Source organism: Dyella solisilvae (assembly GCF_003351225.1).
GTDB classification, from domain to species: domain Bacteria; phylum Pseudomonadota; class Gammaproteobacteria; order Xanthomonadales; family Rhodanobacteraceae; genus Dyella; species Dyella solisilvae.
In genome coordinates, this window is the sequence record NZ_QQSY01000003.1 from 222,380 (window position 1) to 242,202 (window position 19,823).

At 62.4% G+C, this 19,823-nt stretch carries 13 protein-coding genes; 8 read left to right on the forward strand and 5 right to left on the reverse strand.

Annotated elements, in window-relative coordinates:
- Window positions 1-83 precede the first annotated feature (83 nt).
- Window positions 84-839: a LolA family protein gene (locus DVT68_RS13180; RefSeq protein ID WP_114825550.1), complete on the forward strand. Its 756-nt coding sequence runs from the start codon at window positions 84-86 to the stop codon at window positions 837-839.
- Window positions 840-1,272: 433 nt separating this feature from the next.
- On the forward strand, window positions 1,273-1,719 hold the full coding sequence (locus DVT68_RS13185) for an HIT family protein (protein WP_114825551.1): 447 nt from the start codon (window positions 1,273-1,275) through the stop codon (window positions 1,717-1,719).
- Between the two features lie 302 nt (window positions 1,720-2,021).
- Here DVT68_RS13185 and DVT68_RS13190 read toward each other — a convergent pair whose 3' ends face one another.
- Window positions 2,022-2,396: a hypothetical protein gene (locus DVT68_RS13190; protein ID WP_114825552.1), complete on the reverse strand. Its 375-nt coding sequence runs from the start codon at window positions 2,394-2,396 to the stop codon at window positions 2,022-2,024.
- A gap of 179 nt (window positions 2,397-2,575) precedes the next feature.
- Between DVT68_RS13190 and DVT68_RS13195 the strand changes: the two genes are divergently transcribed.
- Complete coding sequence (locus DVT68_RS13195) at window positions 2,576-3,478, forward strand: TSUP family transporter (protein ID WP_114825553.1); 903 nt, start codon at window positions 2,576-2,578, stop codon at window positions 3,476-3,478.
- Between the two features lie 918 nt (window positions 3,479-4,396).
- On the forward strand, window positions 4,397-4,753 hold the full coding sequence (locus tag DVT68_RS13200) for a DUF1428 domain-containing protein (RefSeq protein WP_114825554.1): 357 nt from the start codon (window positions 4,397-4,399) through the stop codon (window positions 4,751-4,753).
- 69 nt (window positions 4,754-4,822) lie between these two features.
- Here the strand turns inward: DVT68_RS13200 and DVT68_RS13205 are convergent, their stop codons facing one another.
- The 3 genes from DVT68_RS13205 to DVT68_RS13215 form a co-directional block, all read right to left on the reverse strand.
- On the reverse strand, window positions 4,823-5,188 hold the full coding sequence (locus tag DVT68_RS13205; protein WP_199536060.1) for a hypothetical protein: 366 nt from the start codon (window positions 5,186-5,188) through the stop codon (window positions 4,823-4,825).
- Window positions 5,189-5,631: 443 nt separating this feature from the next.
- A complete protein-coding gene (locus DVT68_RS13210; RefSeq protein ID WP_147281728.1) occupies window positions 5,632-7,941 on the reverse strand; it encodes a sensor domain-containing diguanylate cyclase in 2,310 nt (769 codons plus the stop codon).
- 129 nt (window positions 7,942-8,070) lie between these two features.
- A complete protein-coding gene (locus tag DVT68_RS13215; protein WP_114825556.1) occupies window positions 8,071-8,445 on the reverse strand; it encodes a hypothetical protein in 375 nt (124 codons plus the stop codon).
- Window positions 8,446-9,261: 816 nt separating this feature from the next.
- On the opposite strand from DVT68_RS13215, the gene DVT68_RS13220 reads away from it, so the two are divergent.
- From DVT68_RS13220 to DVT68_RS13235, 4 genes are all read left to right on the forward strand, one after another.
- Complete coding sequence (locus DVT68_RS13220) at window positions 9,262-10,614, forward strand: sensor histidine kinase (protein WP_158543506.1); 1,353 nt, start codon at window positions 9,262-9,264, stop codon at window positions 10,612-10,614.
- A gap of 203 nt (window positions 10,615-10,817) precedes the next feature.
- Window positions 10,818-11,549, forward strand: a complete 732-nt coding sequence (locus DVT68_RS13225; protein WP_114825558.1) for a response regulator transcription factor — start codon at window positions 10,818-10,820, stop codon at window positions 11,547-11,549.
- Between the two features lie 726 nt (window positions 11,550-12,275).
- Entirely contained in the window at window positions 12,276-14,429 is a 2,154-nt protein-coding gene (locus tag DVT68_RS13230; RefSeq protein ID WP_199536061.1) for a S53 family peptidase, read from the forward strand.
- A 253-nt stretch (window positions 14,430-14,682) separates the two neighbouring features.
- The gene (locus tag DVT68_RS13235) at window positions 14,683-18,705 is read left to right on the forward strand and encodes an ESPR-type extended signal peptide-containing protein (protein WP_114825560.1); all 4,023 of its coding nucleotides are present in this window, start codon (window positions 14,683-14,685) and stop codon (window positions 18,703-18,705) included.
- 132 nt (window positions 18,706-18,837) lie between these two features.
- Here the strand turns inward: DVT68_RS13235 and DVT68_RS20295 are convergent, their stop codons facing one another.
- Window positions 18,838-19,185, reverse strand: a complete 348-nt coding sequence (locus DVT68_RS20295) for a hypothetical protein (protein WP_147281729.1) — start codon at window positions 19,183-19,185, stop codon at window positions 18,838-18,840.
- Between the last annotated feature and the right edge of the window lie 638 nt (window positions 19,186-19,823).

Sequence of the window (19,823 nt, forward strand, 5' to 3'; positions counted from 1 at the left end):
GATTGACGTTGGTGGCGCTACTTCAAGCGAGGGCGAAGGCTGGATCGGCTAGTATGAAAAGACTTCCAGTCGGAGATGCAGGAATGAATCTGCTCGGTCGTTGCTTTCTGAGCGTTGTCTGTTTGGCCTTTGTCGGTGCAGCCTTCGCGGGCGACGAGGGTGGTGCGAGCGTCATCAAGCAAATGCATGCGAAGTATCAGAACGATTGGTTTGCCACGACGCAGTTCGCGCAAAAAACCACACACTACGACGCCGACGGCAAGGCCCACGTATCACAGTGGTACGAGCGGATTCAGGTACCGGGAAAGTTGCGCATCGACATCGGGCCGGCCGAGGACGGCAATGCCATGATCCTCGCCGATGGCCAGATGCACACGTTCAAGCAGGGAAAGCAGGTCGCCAGCGATCGGCTGGTGAGCCTGGCCATGCTGCTCGGCTTCGATGTCTATCGTCAGTCGCCTGACGTCACGCTCGCCCTGCTCAAGCAGGAGGGCATCGACACCGCCAAGGTGCACGAGGAGTCGTGGCAAGGTCGGCCGGTCTACGTTGTGGGTGCCGATCGCGGCGACCTGAACGCACATCAATTCTGGATCGACCGGGAACGGCTGCTGCTGGCGCGCATCATTCAGCCAGTCAAGGACAAGCCGGGGGAGAGCGCGGACATCCGCTTCCTGGATTACCGTGCACAGCCGCATGGCCTGATCGCCGCGCGTATTGACGTCTACCAGAAGAACCTGCTGGTGATGGCGGAAGAATATTCGGATATCGAGACCGACGTACCCTTGGATGCGGCATGGTTCGATCCCACCAAATTGAGCACGCCGGCTTCGGGAAAGTAGCGTGCGCGCTCAAGTCCGCATGCACTGTCTGGTGCTTCGGGGGGCAATGTTTCGCGGGCGGCGCAGTGCCGCTCCTGACCGGGGGCGCTGGGCCGCCCTGGCGGCTTCACTGATACACACCATGGCAAGCGGGTCATGGGGGTTCTCTATGTGAAGCCGCTGATGCAGGCGATCGTGGTTGGATGGCCTGGCGATCTTGGCCTTATTTCGGAGGATGTCACGGCGATCATTGGGGCCATTAAGAGCTGTGTTTGGCCCGCTACTGGTCTTGCGGGTCACCCAGGCCGCCAGGGCCTGCGGAGGGCCTAGCCGATAGGGCAGGGTTGTGCTCCACCCACCCACCCATCCGCCCGACGGGCTGCTTAGGTCCGCTTTCGACCTGAAGCGAACAAGGCTAGGATGCCGCAACGAGGGCTTCAGAAGAGTCGGCGTTATGAGGAATGCTCCGCCCGGGTACGAGTGTCCGTTCTGCGATATCGCTCGGACGCTTCCATCGCCAGCGCCAGAATCAGCCGTTGTCTTGGTAGATGACAATGTGTTCGCTTTGGTTCCGACTCACCACTACGCTGGAATTAAAGGTAACTGCCTGGTGATTCCTCGGAGTCACTATGAGAACGTGCTGGACATTCCGGACAACCTTGGAATCGATTTCTTTCGTGCCACGCGACACCTGGCTCACGCCATGCGGAATGCCTTTGGGTGTGAGGGAATCTCCACCCGCCAACACAACGGCCCTGCCGGTAATCAAGATGTGTGGCACTACCATCTTCATGTATTTCCTCGCTACTCAAATGACGGATTGCATGCGGGCCAGAGAGTGCCCTACGCGACTGAGGAGCGAATAGAGTTGGCGGCCAGACTCCGGGCTGCTTTGCTGTAGCGTCCGCTTTCGACTGCCGTTTCAACAGGTCAATGCAACACCCCGGCGAGCCCGCTGGAGCAGCGTTTAAAAGGCCACCGCGCTGCCCTATGCCGGTATCGATCCTGCCAAACCAATTGGTCCAATCGGCCTCTCGAAATTAGGTACTTCGCGCTTTCTGGTTCGGGTGCAATGGGTTGGGTTTCAGGCAATCTCCCAACCTGCATCTTGAGGACAGCCCACTGGGGTGTTGCGTTGACCCATTGAGACCGCAACCCGTAGCGGACGAAAATTGGCGGCAGAACTGCGGTTGTTGCGGCGCGCTAATCGCCTAACTCTTCTTCGGCATGTTTGAGGTGCTTGACTGCCTGCTCCGCGGTATAGCGTGCTGACATCGCCACGCAGGTTGCGTTACGGGGCGTCAGGTGATTGGTGACTACCAGACCAGCAATTTGAGCCACGGCCTCTAGATCCATTTGAGCATTCAATAGCAGGCGGCGCGCGTCCGTCGACAGCGACTCGCCTTTGGCACACAAAAAGCGATCCAGGCGGTCAGCAGCGCCCTTCGCTGCGGCAGATAGCGTGGCCGCAAGCTGAGTCGGCAACGCTCCGTCATTGATTGCATCCGCCGCAAGCTCCGCGCAAGCTCGCGCGACCGTTAACGCATATGGGACCGCTTCGGTTCGCTCGGTCTGCATAGCTGCCCCTTTTCCCCGGGAACACTTATTTCGCAGAATCTGGCGGCCTGCAAGTCTAACGAAAGCTATGGGCTCGGCTTATCGACCCAGAGGCCTAAGGGGCGGGCGAAGAGTGTCTGCTTCCGACCCATTACGGACCTCGGCCTTTCGCGTAACATCGCTCCCGGAGGCTGGGGCTGATGCTGATAGCGCTACTCGCAACCCTCGGGATCGCTATCCTCGTCTATGGGGCCGTCTTGCTGCGCGCCGCCTTGGCCCGTGGGGCTGCGCCGCGTGCGGAGGCTGTGGCCCTGGGCGCCGCCACCAACTTCTTGGATACCCTCGGCGTGGGTTCGTTTGCGCCGACCATGGCCTGGTTCAAACTTCGGGGTCTCGTTCCGGATCGGCTTATCCCGAGCACCATGCTGGTGGGCCACACCCTCCCGGAGATGACGCAGGCGGTGATATTCCTGGCGATCCTGGGCGTGTTCGTGGATCCCGTGCTGCTGGCCGGATGCGTAATCGCGGTGCTCTTGGGCGCACTCCTGGGCGCGCCTTTGGTCGCTCGGACGCGGGTTCCCGTCGTGCAGGCGGTCGTGGGCGTAGCGCTGCTCGTTGCGGCAGCGTTCTATGCTCTTGCGAACGTCGGCCTCATGCCGGTGGGGGGCGTTGCCACGTCCCTTCCTTTGCCGCTGATGCTCTCGGCGATTGCGGCCAATTTTGTTTTTGGCGTTCTCCTGAACTTCGGCGTGGGGAACTACGCGCCCACGCTCGCCATGCTCAGCCTGATGGGAATGGATCCTCGCCTGAGCTTTCCGATCATGGCCGCGGGCGCTGCGCTAGCCGCAGCCGGCGCAAGTGTGCGTCATATCGGGAGCGGATACGTTGACCTGCGCATCGCCGTTGGGCTGGCTGTCGGCGGAACTCCCGCCGTCCTGCTCGCGGCGTTCCTCGTCAAGAGCATGTCCGTCGAGGTGCTGAGATGGCTGGTGACGGCCGTGGTGGTCTATGCGGCAGTCGTGATGCTAAGGGCTGCGTGGGTGGGTCGAGGCGAACGCCAGCCTCACATACATGCGGCCTCAGAAGGTGGCCTGGACCCCTAGCGCAAGGCAGCTCTCCGTCCCCTGCTGCCGTGCTGCTGGAACCTCTGCCGGGAGGGCGACTCGGGCATTCTGGTAAGGTCCGCTTCCGCCCCATAGCCGACATAGTTGACACGAGCAATCTGGGCTGGTCGGCCAATCCACATCAAGAAATACGGTACTCCGTGCGAAGGGGTGACCTGAGGCTCTGCACGGCGGCGAAGGGCCACATGGAGAGCCGCACTCTCTGACGACGGGCTCTATGGCTCTGTGTATCCCTGTGTGCTGCCGATCACCCGGACATGGGCCTCCGTCAGCTGCCGCACTTCGTGGCCACTGGACAGGCGAACGACCAGGCCGGATCCGCCGCGCGGCGTGCGCACGACCCGACCCTTGGCGCCCGCTCGAACGCGAAAGGTCGGGTAATAGAGATCCGTCAGGATCTCGACCTGTAGATGGATCCAGTCCCGCACGGACTTCCCGCACGGCGGCGGCGCCACGCTGATGCGCGTGGGTGTTTTCCGCGGACCGCGTCCTGGAAGCCTTTGCATCGAGCGCTCTCGTGATGGGTGCAGTTCAACCGTAGAGCTTGAGCCGGGCGCGCAACCCCCCTCGCCGAGGATGGGGGAGGGTCAATGGAGGGGGTGGGCAATCGACCTGCTTCCGACCCCGATATAGGTATTCCGCCCCGTTCTCAGTGACCATGTCACAGCGGCCCGACCGCTGGCCGCGAGGGCGGGACTTGCACCGATCGGCTAAGGTCGATATCGGGGAGTGAACGAAATGGCGTCAGGGTTGACCCATGGCGCGCGGGAACATAAGGACGTTTGCTTCCGTCCCAAAGTGGAAAGCTTCCAGAGCCGCCCCGTGTCGATTCCGCAGGCACTCGTGCGTCGCATACTTGAAGGTGAACAAGCCAACGACCCGTCCAAGGAGACAATCATGTCTTATATCGATGGTTTCGTGATCGCCGTACCCAACGCCAACCGCGAACAGTTCATCGAGCACGCCCGCACCCTCGACGTCATTTTCCTCGAGGTTGGCGCGACCCGCGTGGTGGAGTGCTGGGGTGATGACGTGCCCGACGGCAAGCTCACCGATTTCCGCCGCGCCGTGCACGCGACCCAGGATGAATCCGTGGTGTTTTCCTGGATCGAATGGCCCGACAAGGCCACTCGCGATGCCGGCATGAAGAAAATCATGGAAGACCCGCGCATGCCAGCCCCCGGTGACATGCCCTTCGATGGCAAGCGCATGATCTTTGGCGGCTTCAAGCCGGTGGTTAGCCTGCCTGGCTAGGAAGGCCTTGACCTGTTCGCTTTCAAAGTAAGGTCCGCTCCAGATCCGGAGCGGACCTCACAGCAGCCATCAGCGAGTCGTTCTGGGGTATGCGCTGGCTGTGTAGTAGTGGTTCGCCGCGAACGACGTTTGAGGGTGCTTGTGCAGTGCCGCCGAAGCGATGGCGCGACTAAGCTCAGCCTCCGTCAGAGCGACGGTTGGCGATTGGCGGATCGCAACGGCCTTCATCGATTGCGGCTTAAGCATCAGGTGACGCTGAAGTTCCCAGCTATTCGCCAGACGTTGCGCCTGGGCGACTTCGGCTGGCGTGGATCCGACGAAACCCACAACCGCATAACCATTCAGATTGATGGTGTAGGTTCGTACGGCGGCGTTGGCCTGTCCGACGCAAGCAAAGCCGAGGGCGACAACCATGGGAAACATTAAACGCTTCATGAAATGGCCTCCTTGTGCCCGGAAAGGAGTCTGAATCACTGCGAATCATGCGCGCGTAGGTGGGAACAGAAGCTGACCCTCCCACATGGTCTTTACGGGCTCGGAACGGAAGCTTCAACCCCGACTCCGGAAAAGGCTGGCGTAGATGAGAGCAACCAATCCTTTGGTTCTTACGCCAGGAAGTAAAACGAAGTCCTGCTGTGCAGGCTCAGACAGGCGGCTATCGACTCAACGGCCCAATCCATTCGCCTGAGTCCGGTTCCGCCCCATGGTCGACTTCAGGAAAGCTGCGCGGTCGGCAATTCAGCGCAGGTGATCGACCTACGCCATGCCGACGCAGGGCTGCCCACTCACTTTGCCTGACTGATCGGCACGGCATCAGCGCCGCAGGTGACGTCAGGTGTCGATCACGGTGGCGGCTTGAAAGTGATCGCTCGTATCGTTCAGAGGCCTTCGCTCACCAGGCGGAAACAGGCTCGTCCGGCTTCCTTCGCCAGATAGACGGCTTCGTCGGCGCGCTGCGACAGTGCTTCCATGGAAGCAACGTTGCGGCATAGCGCGACACCGATGCTAAGTGTCACCTTCAGTTCGGTTGTACCGAAAAGCACCGGCTGCTGCATCGCATCGGTGATCTGCTGCGCCAGACGTTCGGCGGTGGCGACGTCCTCAATGTCGTGGCAAAGCACGACGAACTCGTCGCCACCCAGCCGGGCGACCAGGTCGGTCTTGCGGATGTTTGCCTTCAGGCGATTCGCCACCTCGGTGAGCGCGACGTCGCCGGCGGCGTGGCCATAGGTGTCGTTGATGTGCTTGAAAAAGTCGACGTCAATCATCATCAGCAGCAAGGGTTGGTGCGTGGATGCAGCATGCTGGATCGCAAGCTGGCTGCTTTCGCGGAACGAGTGCCGGTTGGCGATGCCGGTGAGCGCGTCATGGTGGGCGAGGAAAGCCAGCTTCCGTTCGGCCAGCTTGATGCGCGTGATATCCGTGGTGAGCGTATAGAAGCCGGTCGTAGTTCCGTCGGCGGCGATGGCGGGCAGGTAGGTGGCCTCGAAGTAGCGCGGAGAGCCGTTGCCAGATCCTTCATATTCGAAAGTGGTGGCGGCGCCCTGCAGGACCGCGTCGATGTGCGGCTTCAGGACGGGATAGATTGCAGGGCCGCGCACCTCCTCGACGGTCTGGCCGACGTTCGATGGCGCCTCGCTGCCGGTCACTTGGGAAATATAGGCATTGACGAAGGTGTAGCGCTCGTTGGTATCAACATGCGCGATGTACGCCGGCACGTTATCGGTGATCGTACGCAGGCGCTTCTCGCTGTCGGCCAGCGCTTGTTCGGCGAGCGCTCGCTGGGTGATGTCTCGGCCGGTGTAGACGACCTCCGTTTCACCGGGATGATCCGGGCAGGGCGCCAGTTTCTCCAGCGCCTCAATCCACAAGAACCCTCCCGCGCGGTTGCGCATTCGGTAGCGCAGCATGGTTGGCTGGCCGGTTTCGCGTAGCCGAGCCCTCTGTCGAAGCACGTGATCGTAGTCATCGGGATGGATCAGGTCGACGCCCTGGCTGGCAAATTCCTCCGGGCTCCAGCCGAGTATTTCCTTGACCGAGGGGGAGACATAGCGGCGGCTGTCATCGTAGGCAATGCGCTGGATCAGGTCGCTGGAGTATTCCGCCAGCAGTCGGTATTGCATCTCGCTCGCGGCGACGTCCTTGCTCAGGCGCAGGCGGTCGGCAAGCGCGAGCGCCACGGGCAACGCCACAAGGCACAACACGCCAAGGAAGAGCTGGGCGATCAGCGTTCTGCCCTCGGGATTGAGCGTCTGGACCAGGATGACCGGCCCCTCGCCCAAGGATGTGGCCACGTTGGTCACCAGTGTCACGATGGCCAGGCCGATCACCAGGCCCGGAAAACGGTGCTGGAACACGAGGAAGATCAGCGGCGCAAAAACCAGGAACAGCAGTGGGTAGCCGGTCTGCGAAAATACGCCGACAGTGATGACGGCCAACAGCAACACATCGCGCAGCATGCGCAGGCGACGCCCCTGCACACCTAGCATGCGCTCGCGTTCGCGCAACGCCACCAGGGTGAGCATGCCCACGATCACCATGCCGAGCAGGTGGGCGCGAAACCAATCCCAAGGGGTCGCCGCGAAGAGACCTGGCGGCGCCACCTGCATCGCGATGCCAGCCAGGAGGGTGGATACGATGCAGCCAACCAGCGCCGCACCGACGGCTATTCGTCCGAACCGCTGATAGCTGCGGACTTCCCCGGTGATGGACGGCAAGTAGCGGTGAACAATCGCCGCGACGATCAGGATCTCCGACAGGTGGATCAATACCGTCAGCGCGAGGAGCGGCCTGCCAGGCAGCGCGCCCAAGGCAAGGAAGTGACCGGCCAATAGCGCTGCCGTGGTGATTGCTAGCAGGAGTGGCCAATCGCGGCGCGGCGCCGACAGCAAGACACCGACGACTATGCCGTTGGTCGACCATATCGAGGCCATGACGCCGCCATGGTGCCCGAGGGTCAGGGTAACCGCATCGGATACGAGCACCACCACAAACAAGGCAACCGCCCCGCCAAACAAGTGCAGGCGAGGGCGGTCGGGCAAACGCTGCTCGGCCATGGTCATGCTCCGGAGTGCTGCGACAGTGGGCGGAACTGGAGTGCCATCTTTAGGACGGTTGGTGTCAATGCGTCGTCGCGGGACCGGAGCGGAGAAGCGATCTGGATAACTCGCTCCATTGAGCTGAGGCACTCAATTCGTTAGTGATCTTCATTCGCGTTCGTATCTATAGCGGCCGGGCAGGGCTACCGGCGCAGGGCCTTTGTCCAACAGATATGCGTGCGGGATTGTCCGCGTTCGGCTTGAGGCAACCAGACGCACTTACAGGTTGCACACCTCTTCCACACGGCTGAGGCATTCAACGGCATGGTTGGCCGTGTGGCGAACAATCTTGGCGAGGTAACTCCCATCGCGAGGCGTCGATGTGTAGGTCAAAACGAGCCCGGCGAACTGGGCTATCGCCGCGAGGTCCGACTGGGCTTGAAAAGACCTGTGCACCAGATCAGGGGATATCGTGTCGCCGTGAGTCGAGAGGAATGCCTTGAGTCGTCCCGCAGCATCGCTGGCAGCGACCGATAAGGAAGCGGCCAAAGGCCTGGCGAAGCTCCCCTCGGTCTCCGCCTCAAGTGCAAGTTCCGCGCAAGCTCGGGCCACCACCAGCGCGTGCGACACCGGGTGTGTTCGCTCGGTTTGCATAGGCTCCCCTCTATCCCGCAAGTTTTTTCGCACGGCGTGACCCATTTCACAAGTCATACGAAAGGATGGATGGAAGTCTTTCGCGTAAGGTCCGCGTAAGTTTATGGATCGTAGCTGCCTTGGTGCGTGATCGGACGTGGGCTTTTGCCTCGAGTCGGGGGGCTGTCGAGTCGCCCCGGCGAGGGCTGTTGCGAAACACCACAGCGGGTGTGGCGACGACGGAAGATGCAAGTTTGGACGCCTTTGCGGCCGGTTCAGGCGCCACCTGCTGCGGCGCGACAAGGGCAAGAGTGGACCGATCGAGCGGCGATCCGGTAGAAATGTCCATGTTGACGACGCCACTGCGACTGCCACGACACGTGGTCATTCCCGCCTTGGGCGTTGACGGGGGGCAGCGTGGGAAGGGGAAAGGGACGCGTGGCCTAAGGGGACCTGGATGGCCGGGCTTGTTGTTAGTGCGTCCGGGCGCGGCCTTCGCGCTCGCTTGGTCGTGCCCCCCCTCCATCTGGTTGGGGGCAGTGAGTTCGCCCGTCCATAGACTTGACTGGGGTTGTGTCGCGATAACTGAGCAGAGGTCACCCATGCCTCACACGGAACTGTGATCATGCGATCAGAGGATGGAATTGCACGACGGAAGACGGATTGATGTCCTTGGGGGACATCTGCCCGTCGCAGATCATGTGATTAGTCTCGATGCCACCTGGGAAGTCTCGCTCCACCGAAAATGTTGGTGAGAAAATCATGTGGCACCGATTGCATAGTTGGCTTAACAAAACGCCCGTTTCCGATCCGATAGATCGGCATTACGTGTCGTTCATGCAGCTGTTGTTCGCTACTTGTGTCGTAGTCGTACCAGCGCTCAAATTGGCGTATTACGTTGCGATCATCCTCGGTGCTCCCTTGCACCGCGAACAACGTGTCGACCAGATTCTCGATCTGGGCACGGACGTACTGATAACCGCATCCGCATGCTTTGGCATTTTCTTGTCAATGCGTGGACATTTTCGTCTATCGGTCCTGCAATTCTTGGGCGTCCTCCTCGTTTCATTCACGATCGGCGACATGTCGCCTGGAATGAACCATCCTGCGGGCGACCCAACCCCCTATATCGTTCTCGCATTGGCCGGGCAAATACTGGGCCGGCGAGCGTTGTGGATGACCTATCTGGCGCTACTGGTGTGCATGACCTTGGGCGCACTCGGGACAGCCTCCGCCCCCCACGCGCCAAGCCTTCTGACCGTTGCAACGGTGCAAGTCGAGCGCGCGATAATTTCTCTGGTCATCGCAGTCATCGTGGACCAGACCATGGCGCCCCTCCGGGCGGCCCTGACCGAGTCCCAATCTCGAGGGCGAGAGCTGGAAAAGCTCAACGCCAACCTGGCGCAAGAGATCGTCATGCGCGAGAAGGCCCAGGATCATCTTATTCATGTCCAGAAGCTTGAGGCCGTGGGCCGCATCGCTACTGGTGTGGCGCATGACTTTGATAACGTGCTGAACGTGATGATTGGCTATGCCGCCCACCGCGATCGCCTTGCGGATCGCGGCATGCCAGCCGTGTTGGACGCGATGGAGGACATCGAACTCCAGGCGCGGCGTGCGCTTTCCATCAGCCGCAAATTGCTGAACTTTGGCCGCAAGGATGTCATCCGGTCCGAAACCTTCGATGCAGCCATGGCGTTGCATGAATTGCAGCCGATGCTGCGCCAGTTCTTCGGTGCAAGCACCCGCCTTCGGCTGGAAGGTCCGAGCGTCGGCCTGCACATCAGGATGGATCGAGGCCAGTTCGAGTTGATGCTCCTGAACCTGGCGGCGAACGCCGCCGACGCCATGCCACAGGGTGGCGAATTCATGATCAGGCTGGGCGCGGACGTCGGTGAAAAGATGCTGACTCTCGCGGTGCAGGACACCGGCCACGGCATGAGCGAAGAGGTCCGGCAGCGAATCTTTGAGCCGTTCTACACGACCAAGCCCTGGGGCTATGGCACGGGTCTTGGTCTGTCCGCGGTATTCGACATCCTTTCCGATGCCGCTGGAAGCGTGACGGTCGACAGCAAACTGGGCGAGGGCGCCACATTCAATGTGCGGCTGCCTTTGACTGTACCTGACCACACGGAGCCAGCGCGACCGCGAAGCGGCATACGCGTTTCGCGTGACAGTGTCGCCTTGTAGGTTTCCCGGCAGCACACCCAAGCCTGGAGCTGATCCGACACGCTGAGGGTCCTCACGCACGAGACGGGCCACGCACGCATTGCGGTGGGTTCATCGCCCACCGGACGCCGCCTGCTTAGGTAAATCCTCCTATTGTCAACGCGGCGCCGGATGTCATAGGTTGGTAATAGACGTTGGCGCCAACCGTATCCGATGAAGTAACGATGTCCGGTCTGAAGCAACACGACTTGTCTGCGGCGATACCCGCCCTCCGCGTTGCGATCGTGGAGGACGAGGAGCGCTTTCGCGAAGCGGTGCTCGTCCCGGGGCTCTGTGATTTCGGCTTCGACGCCATGGGCGTCGGCTCCGCTGGTGAGCTCTACAAGAGCATGCTTTCACGCCAGTTCGACATCATCGTCCTGGACATCGGGCTGCCCGACGATAGCGGGCTCAATATCGTCCGGCACATCCGGCAGCTCAATGCGAAGATCGGCCTGATCATGCTCACGGCCAGCATCGAGCGGCAGGATCGGATTCAAGCCCTCTCGGAAGGGGCGGACATGTACTTGCCCAAGCCGATCGACGTCGACGTGCTCGCAGTGACACTGCGCAGCCTCGCCCGCCGTCTCAGCGCCGCGAGTGAGCCGGCCCCTGCGGCCCCGAGTGAGTGGCATCTGGACCCCACCGGCTGGTGTCTCGTAGCTCCGAACGGGACGATCTTTGCGCTGACCTCATCAGAACGTTGCATTGTGAACGCCCTGATTGAGGCGGATGGATCGCCGGTGACGCGCGACGCGCTCATCGAGTCGATGGGCGAAGATCCTTTCACATTCGATCATCATCGACTCGACATGATCGTCTATCGCCTTCGCCGCAAGCTCGGCGATAGCAATTGCGGGCAAAACCCGCTACTTACGTCACGTCGAACGGGATACCTGTTCGTCAAGCAACCGTAGTCGCCGGGCAAATCTGCTTCTTCTTCCTGTCCTCCGGGATGCCCCAAAAAGGGGCAGGGCGAAGTTCAGGCGCGCCAACGAGCGAGTAGTGGAATTTCCCTCGCTGTTTACCTGGTCATGTCGCGATAGCAGGCATCGGAGATGCAGGCTGCACGGCGCTGCGCGCGTCGCTTAGCCCACTCATACCAATTTCCACGGTGACGCCGGGCTGCGCTCCATGCGCGGCCGTCCGCCATCTTCCCTGTGCAAATTTTGTCCCCCTCAAGCGGAAATACGGGGCCTATTTCGCCGCAAATCCCGCCCATAAACAACGATCTGGCCCGCCATCGGGATAGATCACCAATTTCGGATAGGTAGCGCGATGTTGCGTGGGTGACAACGATCCGCCGCGAGCGGAATGTAGCCCCAAGGGAGGATCGCTGGATCACTGGCGATTCATAAGCGAAGTCGCCAACGGCGAGACGCGTTTTCTGGTCGGCACTCACGAAGAGGCGTGAGTGAGGGGCGCACCTGGGGAGGTGCGTTGTGTCGGTCATGAGCGCGTCTTGTTCGCTTCGCCAGAGGTTGCCCTTTGCGCTTTGCATACGCGCCGGGTGGCGCATGTCAAAAACGAGGCCTCCGCCAGCGAGTCGCCGCGGAGACCTCCCTTTCATTTAATTTTCGGGGGAGTCAAAGATGTTTTGCCGTCTACAAAAGCTGAAAACCTGCAACAAGGCACTGCTGCCCATGGCCCTTGCGCTGGCGCTGAGCCCGCTGTCTGGCCACGCTGCCACCACCACGTGGGCGCCCATCGCGACGCATGCCGCGCTGCTCAAGACCACGTCGTCCTCGACCACCGGCTACGTGATCAATGCGCACGGCAAGCCGTCGGTGAAGGCGCCGGTCTCGTCGCTGGACAACAGCAAGGTGCTGCATGTCGCCGTTAGCGTGAATCTGCGCAACGTCGCCCAGCTGCAGGCCTTCAACAAGAGCGTGAACACGCGCGGCAGCGCCAACTATCACCAGTTCCTCACCCCGGATCAGTTCAAGGCCGCCTACGCGCCGACTGACGCCCAGGTGCAGGCCGTCGTGGCCCACCTGCAGCAGTCGGGATTCACCAACATCGAAGTGTCGCCGAACAACACGCTGGTGTTTGCGGACGGCAATGCCGCCGCCGTGGGCAAGGCGTTCAACGCGACCATGAAGTCGTACACCGAGAACGGCAAGCTGAAGTACGCCAACGACAGCGACACCATGGTGCCCCAGGCGCTGAATGGGGTTATCGGCTCGGTGATGGGCCTGCAGAACGTCAGCGTGAAGCATCCGCTCAACAACGGCGCACAGGCTTCCAAGGTGGCCGCGACAGGTACGCAGGCTTCGCAGTCCACTCCCGAATATGTGGAGCACTCGCCGACCCAGTTCCCGGTGATCTATGACGCGGGCAACACGCCGACCGCCTACAACACCACGGTGGGCATCATCACCTGGGGCGACCTGACCCAGACGCAGGCCGACCTGAATACGATGACGACGGTGAACGGCATGGCGCCGGTCAACGTCAAGGTGGTGAAGGTGACGGTCGGTAAGACGGAGGTGGACTTCTCCGATGACCCGAACGGCGACGTGGAATGGAACCTGGATTCGCAGACGATTACCGGCACGTCCGGTGGCGTCAAGCAGCTCGTGTTCTACACGGCGGCCAACGGCACCGATGGCCCGAATGACGGGGAACTGACCGACGCCGGCATCACGGCCGCCTACAACAAGGCGGTTACCGACAATATCGCCAAGGTCATCAACGTGTCGCTGGGCGAAGACGAGACCGCTTCCCACGAAGCGGGCAACCAGCAGGCGGACGACGCGATCTTTGCGCAGGCCGTGGCGCAGGGTCAGACCTTCTCCGTGGCGGCCGGTGACCAGGGCGTGTACACCGCGACCGGCGGCGAATTCGAAACCAACGCTGGCGCGGTGCTGCCGGCGCCGTTCAATCTCGGCACCTATTCGTCGAGCGAACCGGCGACGTCCCCGAATGTCATCGCCGTCGGCGGCACGGAGCTGAGCACCAGTGGCACGGCATGGGCCGGCGAAATCACCTGGAATGACGGCATCGCGGATGCCGGCGACGGCAACAACCGCATCTGGGCCACCGGTGGCGGCTATAGCGTGTTCGAAACGGCGCCCGCATGGCAGGCCACCACGCTGAACGCGACCGTGCGCCAGCTCCCGGACATCGCATTCGATGCATCGATGTACACCGGCGCGATTATCTATATCGATGGCCAGCGGTACAGCGTCGGCGGCACCAGCCTCGCCTCGCCGATCTTCGTGGGTGTGTTTGCCCGCGCCGAGACCTATGCGAACAACTCGATCGGCTTCCCGGCCAGCTACATGTACCGGGATTTCCCGAACAACCCGCAGGTGCTGCATGACGTGACGTCGGGCAACAACGGCGTGACGGTGGCCGGCACGACCTATGGTTACAACGGCGCCCCGGGCTGGGATTTCACCACGGGTTACGGCTCGCTCGACATCAACGCCTTCAACCAGCTCGCCTATACCTGGGGCAACGGCGCACCGCCGGCTGGCGGTACGCCGCCGCCGGTGGTCACCGCGTTGACCAACAATGTCGCGGTTACCACGCAGGGCACCGCCGGCGCCTCCCAGCAGTTCACCCTTGCGGTGCCGTCGGGCAAGTCCACCCTGACCTTCCGCACCTCGGGCGGTACGGGTGACGTCACGCTGACCGTGACCCTTGGCGCCCAGACCTGGACGTCGGCACACGCGAACACCAATACCGAAGCGGTGACGATCCGCGCACCGGCGCAGGGCACCTACAACGTGACGGTCTCGGGCGGAAACCAGATCTTCAGCGGTGTCAGCGTACTGGGCAGCTACCAGTAAGCGGTCGGGCGTTTGCCCGAACTGCCAGGAGCCCGGCCAGGTCCGGGCTCCTGGCAAGTGAATCCTTCTTCTGACTTGGGTGGCTTCTTGAAGCCGCCGGGGGACGGCTTGTCCCCGAGTCAAGGAAGAGGCCGCCTCTTCATCTCTTCTTCTTGGACGTCAAGGCGTCCGATGTCCGCGGCGTGATGCGTTCAACTGCCAACCATCGACGAGCAGGAACGCGCAGCGCGGATCCAACCTTTCGGGGATTTCAATGAACAAGATTCACAGCAAGATCTGGAGCAAGTCGCTGAATGCAACCGTCGTTGCCAGCGAACTTGCCAAGGCCAACGGCAAGGGCGGCAGCGCTCGCCGCGTGCGTTGCGGCGCAGCCGCGCTGTCGCTGGCCATCGGCATGGCGCTTTCGGCGACGTCCGCGACGGCCGCCGATGCACCGGCCACCCAGCAGGTGACGACGCAGGCCTCCGGGCCGCTACCCGACGGGAACGGCGTCGTCTATTTCTCTGCCGACGGCGCCAATGATGGCAGCGACAACGCGCTCTCGCTTGGCGCCAACAGCACGGCTGGTGGAGCCCTGAGCACGGCGCTGGGCACGGAAAGCACGGCGCTGGGCTACAACAGCTACGCCAACGACGACTACAGCACCGCCGTGGGCGGCAACGCTGCGGCTTTCGGCGTCGGTTCGTCGGCCATCGGCCATAGCGCCTTCACCGGCGCCGACTACGCGACCGCGATCGGTTACGGCGCGGGCGCCACCAACATGTACGCGATCGCCGTCGGCTCCAACGCGCAGTCCACCGGCCGCAGCAGCGTGGCGCTGGGTGGGATTGCGGTGGACACCAGCGGCAACGCGGAGGTGTTCGACGCATCCGGCAATCCGCAGTCGGCGGCAGCCACGGGTGATCTTTCCACGGCGATCGGCGCCAGTGCGGTGGCCTCGGGCCAAGCCGCCGTGGCCCTGGGCATTGGCACCCAGTCGAGTGGCGCGAGTTCCATAGCCATCGGTGATTCGGCCACTGCCGCCGGTGATTACAGCATTGCGATGGGGCCTGCTGCAGTGGCGTCGGGCACCGCTGGCACGGCCATCGGGTATGCGGCGGTGGCCCAGGGCAACGGCGGCACGGCCATCGGTTATGCGGCGCAGGCATCGGGCCTCGAAAGCATCGCCAACGGCTACCAGGCTGTTGCATCGGGTTCTGGCGGCATCGCCATCGGTCCTAACTCCACGGCCAGCGGTGGCACCGCGATTGCCATGGGCTATCAATCGGTTGCCTCGGGTGACCAGTCGATTGCGATTGGTACCTATTCCTTTGCTTATGGTGGCGCCGATACGGCAGTCGGATTCAACGCGATCACCGCAGGAAATTCGGAAGTTGCCCTTGGTAACTTCGCGGACGCCGAGGGTCGATACAGCATCGCCGTGGGTGTGTACTCCCAGGTGTTGGGCAATTATTCGACCGGCGTTGGTTACAACTCGTCGGCGAATGGCCAGTATTCAACCGTCATGGGTAACTGGGCGACGCAGGTTGGATACCAGGATGCGGCAGGGAACCAGTACTACTACAACAACGGTACCGCGATTGGTTCCAATGCCAGCGTAGCGGCGTCCGGTACGGCGCTGGGTTACGGGGCATCGGCCGGCAAGAATGACGTGTCGATTGGCGCCAGCTCATCCGTCTACAATTTCTCGGCGGGCTACAACTTCCCCACAGCGCCGCAGAACTATATGCCGAGCAACTCCGTGGCGATCGGCACCAGCGCGAGTGTGATGACGCCGAGTAACTTGGCGGGCACGACCACTCAGGTGAGCTCCGCGGTGGCGCTGGGTTACTTGGCGCAAGCCTCGGCCAGTAAGTCGGTGGCGGTCGGCGCCAGCGCGATTGTGCAGACTCCGAATCCGTCTGCGGCGACCAGCCTGCTCACGAACGAGGTCGCATTGGGTTACAGCGCGAACGTCGCCGCCAGTAACTCGATGGCGCTCGGCGCCGGCGCGCGAGTGCTGACTCCGACCGGGGCGGCCAACCCGGTGACCAATGCGGTCGCCTTGGGCACCAATGCGGTGGCCGAGGTCAGCAATACCGTGTCGGTGGGCAATGACGGCACCCAGGGTGGCACGGCGTTCACCAGCCGCATCACCAATGTCACGGCCGGCACTGCCGACACCGATGCGGTCAATGTGTCGCAGATGAAGGCTTCGGGGCTGATCGACAGCAGCGGCAACCCGCAGGTGGCCGTGACCTATACCGACGCCACGCGGACGGCGGTGACGCTGGGAGACGGCGCGACGCCCGTGAAGATGTCCAACGTCGCAGCCGGCACCGCCGCTACCGACGCGGTGAACGTTTCGCAGATGCATGCTTCGGGGCTGATCGACAGCAGCGGTAACCCGCAGGTGGCCGTGACCTATACCGACGCCACGCGGACGGCGGTGACGCTGGGAGACGGCGCGACGCCCGTGAAGATGTCCAACGTCGCAGCCGGCACCGCCGCTACCGACGCGGTGAACGTTTCGCAGATGCAAGCTTCGGGGTTGATCGACAGCAGCGGCAACCCGCAGATGGCCGTGACCTATACCGACGCCACGCGGACGGCGGTGACGCTGGGAGACGGCGCGACGCCCGTGAAGATGTCCAACGTCGCAGCCGGCACCGCCGCTACCGACGCGGTCAACGTTTCGCAGATGCAGGCTTCGGGACTGATTGACACCAGTGGCAACGCACTGGCAGCCGTGACCTATACCGACGCCACGCGGACTGCGGTGACTTTGGGTGATGGCGTGACGCCCGTGAAGTTGTCCAACGTCGCCGCCGGTACCCAGGCCACCGACGCGGTGAATCTGAGCCAGCTGAACTCGGCGGTTTCTTCGAGCGCGTCGCAGGTCAGCGCAATGGCGGTGAACTACGACACGGCAGGCAAGGACAGCGTAACGTTGGGGGGAGCCAACGGCACGACGCTCCACAACGTTGCCGCCGGCGTCGCTAGCACTGATGCGGTGAACGTTTCACAGATGCAGGCTTCGGGGCTGATAGACAACAACGGCAATGCACAGGTGGCCGTGACCTATACCGACCCCACGCGGACGGCGGTGACGCTGGGTAACGGCACGACGCCCGTGAAGCTGTCCAACGTCGCCGACGGCACCCAAACCACCGACGCGGTAAATCTTGGCCAGCTGACAGCGGCGGTCTCCTCGGGCATGTCTCAGGTCAGCGCCATGGCGGTGAACTACGACTCGGCAGCCATGGACAGCGTCACCCTGGGTGGAGCCAGCGGCACGACGATCCACAACGTCGCCGCTGGCGTCGCCAGCACCGACGCGGTGAACATGGGCCAGCTCAATGCGCTGAGCGCCCTGGAGAACCAGGACATGCAGGCGATCACCACGCTCAACGGCGCGATGACCACCGTGCAGAACTCCCTCACGACGCTGCAGTCGAACGTTTCCGGCGGGATGATGCCGTCGACGATCGCGATCGATGGCACTAACGGTGCGTCGGTGCAGACCAACTCGGGCGATATCGCGATCGGCAATGGCGCGAAGACTGGCGGCGCGATGGGTACCGCCATCGGCGGCAGCGCTTATGCCGCTGGTCCGCACGACACTGCGATTGGCGGCAACGCCAAGGTGAATGCGGACGGCAGCACGGCTGTCGGCGCGAACACCACCATTTCCGCCGCAGCGACCAATGCTGTCGCGGTGGGTGAGAGCGCGTCGGTGACGGCCGCCTCGGGTACGGCGATTGGCCAGGCCGCGTCTGTCACCGCCAACAACTCGGTGGCCCTGGGCCAGGGTTCGGTGGCCGATACCGCCAACACGGTGTCGGTCGGTTCGGCGACCAACCAGCGTCAGATCACCAACGTCGCTGCCGGTGTGAACGCTACCGATGCCGCCAACGTCGGTCAGGTCTCGAGCCAGGTGGCTTCGGCGTTGCAGACCGCGAAGTCCTATACGGACGCCAGCGCCCAGCAGACCATCAACGCCGCCAACGCGTACACCAACCAGCAGTTGAGCAAGGTGAACGACCAGTTCCAGCAGGTCGACAAGCGCATCCATGAGGAAGGCGCCATGAGCGCTGCGTCGACCCAGATGGCCATCAACGCGGCGGGCGCCACCGGCATCGGTCGCCTCGCAGCGGGCGTGGGCGTGGAATCGGGCCGTTCGGCACTCTCGGTGGGTTATGCGGCGCCGCTGGGTAGCCGCATGCACGTCAGCGTGGGCGCCACGGCCAGCAGTTCGCAGACCTCGGTTGGCGCCGGCCTCGGCGTGGATCTGTAAGTAGTAGGGGAGTGTGGCCGGCATGGCTTCTGCCGTGCCGGCCCATTCCGCAAGCAACACCCTGGATCGTTGTCCTGATTGGCGTCGTGTAAACCATAGTCTCTGTGCGCCGTTTCAGGGATGGCTCGATTTTCAAGCGGCGCGGCGGCCAGGGGTCTTTGAATGAGTGCGACTGCGATGAAGTCGCTGCGGCACGATTCGTCTCGAAGAGAATGTTTCGTCGCCGCTTGTCCAATCACAGCATTGTGCCGCCAGCGACTTGAGTCGCGCGAAGGTTATTGCGGCCACTAGTTGACGTGTCACCGTGCTGGCGTGACTGCCCTGGAAGGGCGTCACGACGCATGAAATGCTGCGGGCCCCGATCGGGCTGAACATCTGGCGGCAGGTGCTTTCAACTCCTTTCTCGACAGGTCCGTTTTCTACCCTTTGGCGGACCTTCTTTTTGACGTAAATGCTTTTCCACCAGTCGATGAACATCATGCAGTTAGCTAAGAAAGACGAGGTACTCCGTCCGGCGATATATGGTGGGATCGGACTGCTCTGCGCACTCTGCGGCTTTGGACTCGTCGTCCTGGCGTCGCACTTCGGATTCCGTCCACTGGTGGACGTTGGGGCCATGATCGTGGTCGGCGGGCTTGCTGGTGGTTTGATGTCCATCCTCTGGGGATGGATCAGCCTGTTTTGGCGCCAGCGCGGTTAGTTCCAGCGCGAGCTTCGCCGGAAGTTCGATCGAGTTTCGGAAGAGTCCCGTTCCGAGCCGAAGCAGTCCTTACGGGACCAAGGTGGCAGTATGAAGTGTGACAGGTGTGGGGCGCCCATCTGGCGCGTCGCAACGAAGCTGGGGTCGTTGGAGACGTGGGAGTGCGTCCAATGTGGCGCCCGTATTCCCATCGGCGCCAACGAGTCAGGCCGGGGTGATTCGGTTCCCAGCGACTCGCTTCATCTGTCTGAGCTGCAAGGCGCCTGGTTGTTGATGCCGTCGCAGGAACGAGTGCAGCGAGCTGAAGCGCTCCTGCCAAATATGGAACGGCTTACGCTTGCCCAGCACCTCCGGCGCTATCTCGACAAGGCGGGATTCTCGCTTGGAAGAATCAGCAGTGCCGACAGGCAGGAGACTG

Bases quoted from the DNA above. Each gene is read 5' to 3' on its own strand.
- DVT68_RS13180 (WP_114825550.1), top strand. From the start codon at position 84: ATGAATCTGCTCGGTCGTTGCTTTCTGAGCGTTGTCTGTTTGGCCTTT.
- DVT68_RS13185 (WP_114825551.1), top strand. From the start codon at position 1,273: ATGAGGAATGCTCCGCCCGGGTACGAGTGTCCGTTCTGCGATATCGCT.
- DVT68_RS13190 (WP_114825552.1), bottom strand. From the start codon at position 2,396: ATGCAGACCGAGCGAACCGAAGCGGTCCCATATGCGTTAACGGTCGCG.
- DVT68_RS13195 (WP_114825553.1), top strand. From the start codon at position 2,576: ATGCTGATAGCGCTACTCGCAACCCTCGGGATCGCTATCCTCGTCTAT.
- DVT68_RS13200 (WP_114825554.1), top strand. From the start codon at position 4,397: ATGTCTTATATCGATGGTTTCGTGATCGCCGTACCCAACGCCAACCGC.
- DVT68_RS13205 (WP_199536060.1), bottom strand. From the start codon at position 5,188: ATGAAGCGTTTAATGTTTCCCATGGTTGTCGCCCTCGGCTTTGCTTGC.
- DVT68_RS13215 (WP_114825556.1), bottom strand. From the start codon at position 8,445: ATGCAAACCGAGCGAACACACCCGGTGTCGCACGCGCTGGTGGTGGCC.
- DVT68_RS13220 (WP_158543506.1), top strand. From the start codon at position 9,262: ATGCAGCTGTTGTTCGCTACTTGTGTCGTAGTCGTACCAGCGCTCAAA.
- DVT68_RS13225 (WP_114825558.1), top strand. From the start codon at position 10,818: ATGTCCGGTCTGAAGCAACACGACTTGTCTGCGGCGATACCCGCCCTC.
- DVT68_RS13230 (WP_199536061.1), top strand. From the start codon at position 12,276: ATGGCCCTTGCGCTGGCGCTGAGCCCGCTGTCTGGCCACGCTGCCACC.
- DVT68_RS13235 (WP_114825560.1), top strand. From the start codon at position 14,683: ATGAACAAGATTCACAGCAAGATCTGGAGCAAGTCGCTGAATGCAACC.
- DVT68_RS20295 (WP_147281729.1), bottom strand. From the start codon at position 19,185: ATGATGTTCATCGACTGGTGGAAAAGCATTTACGTCAAAAAGAAGGTC.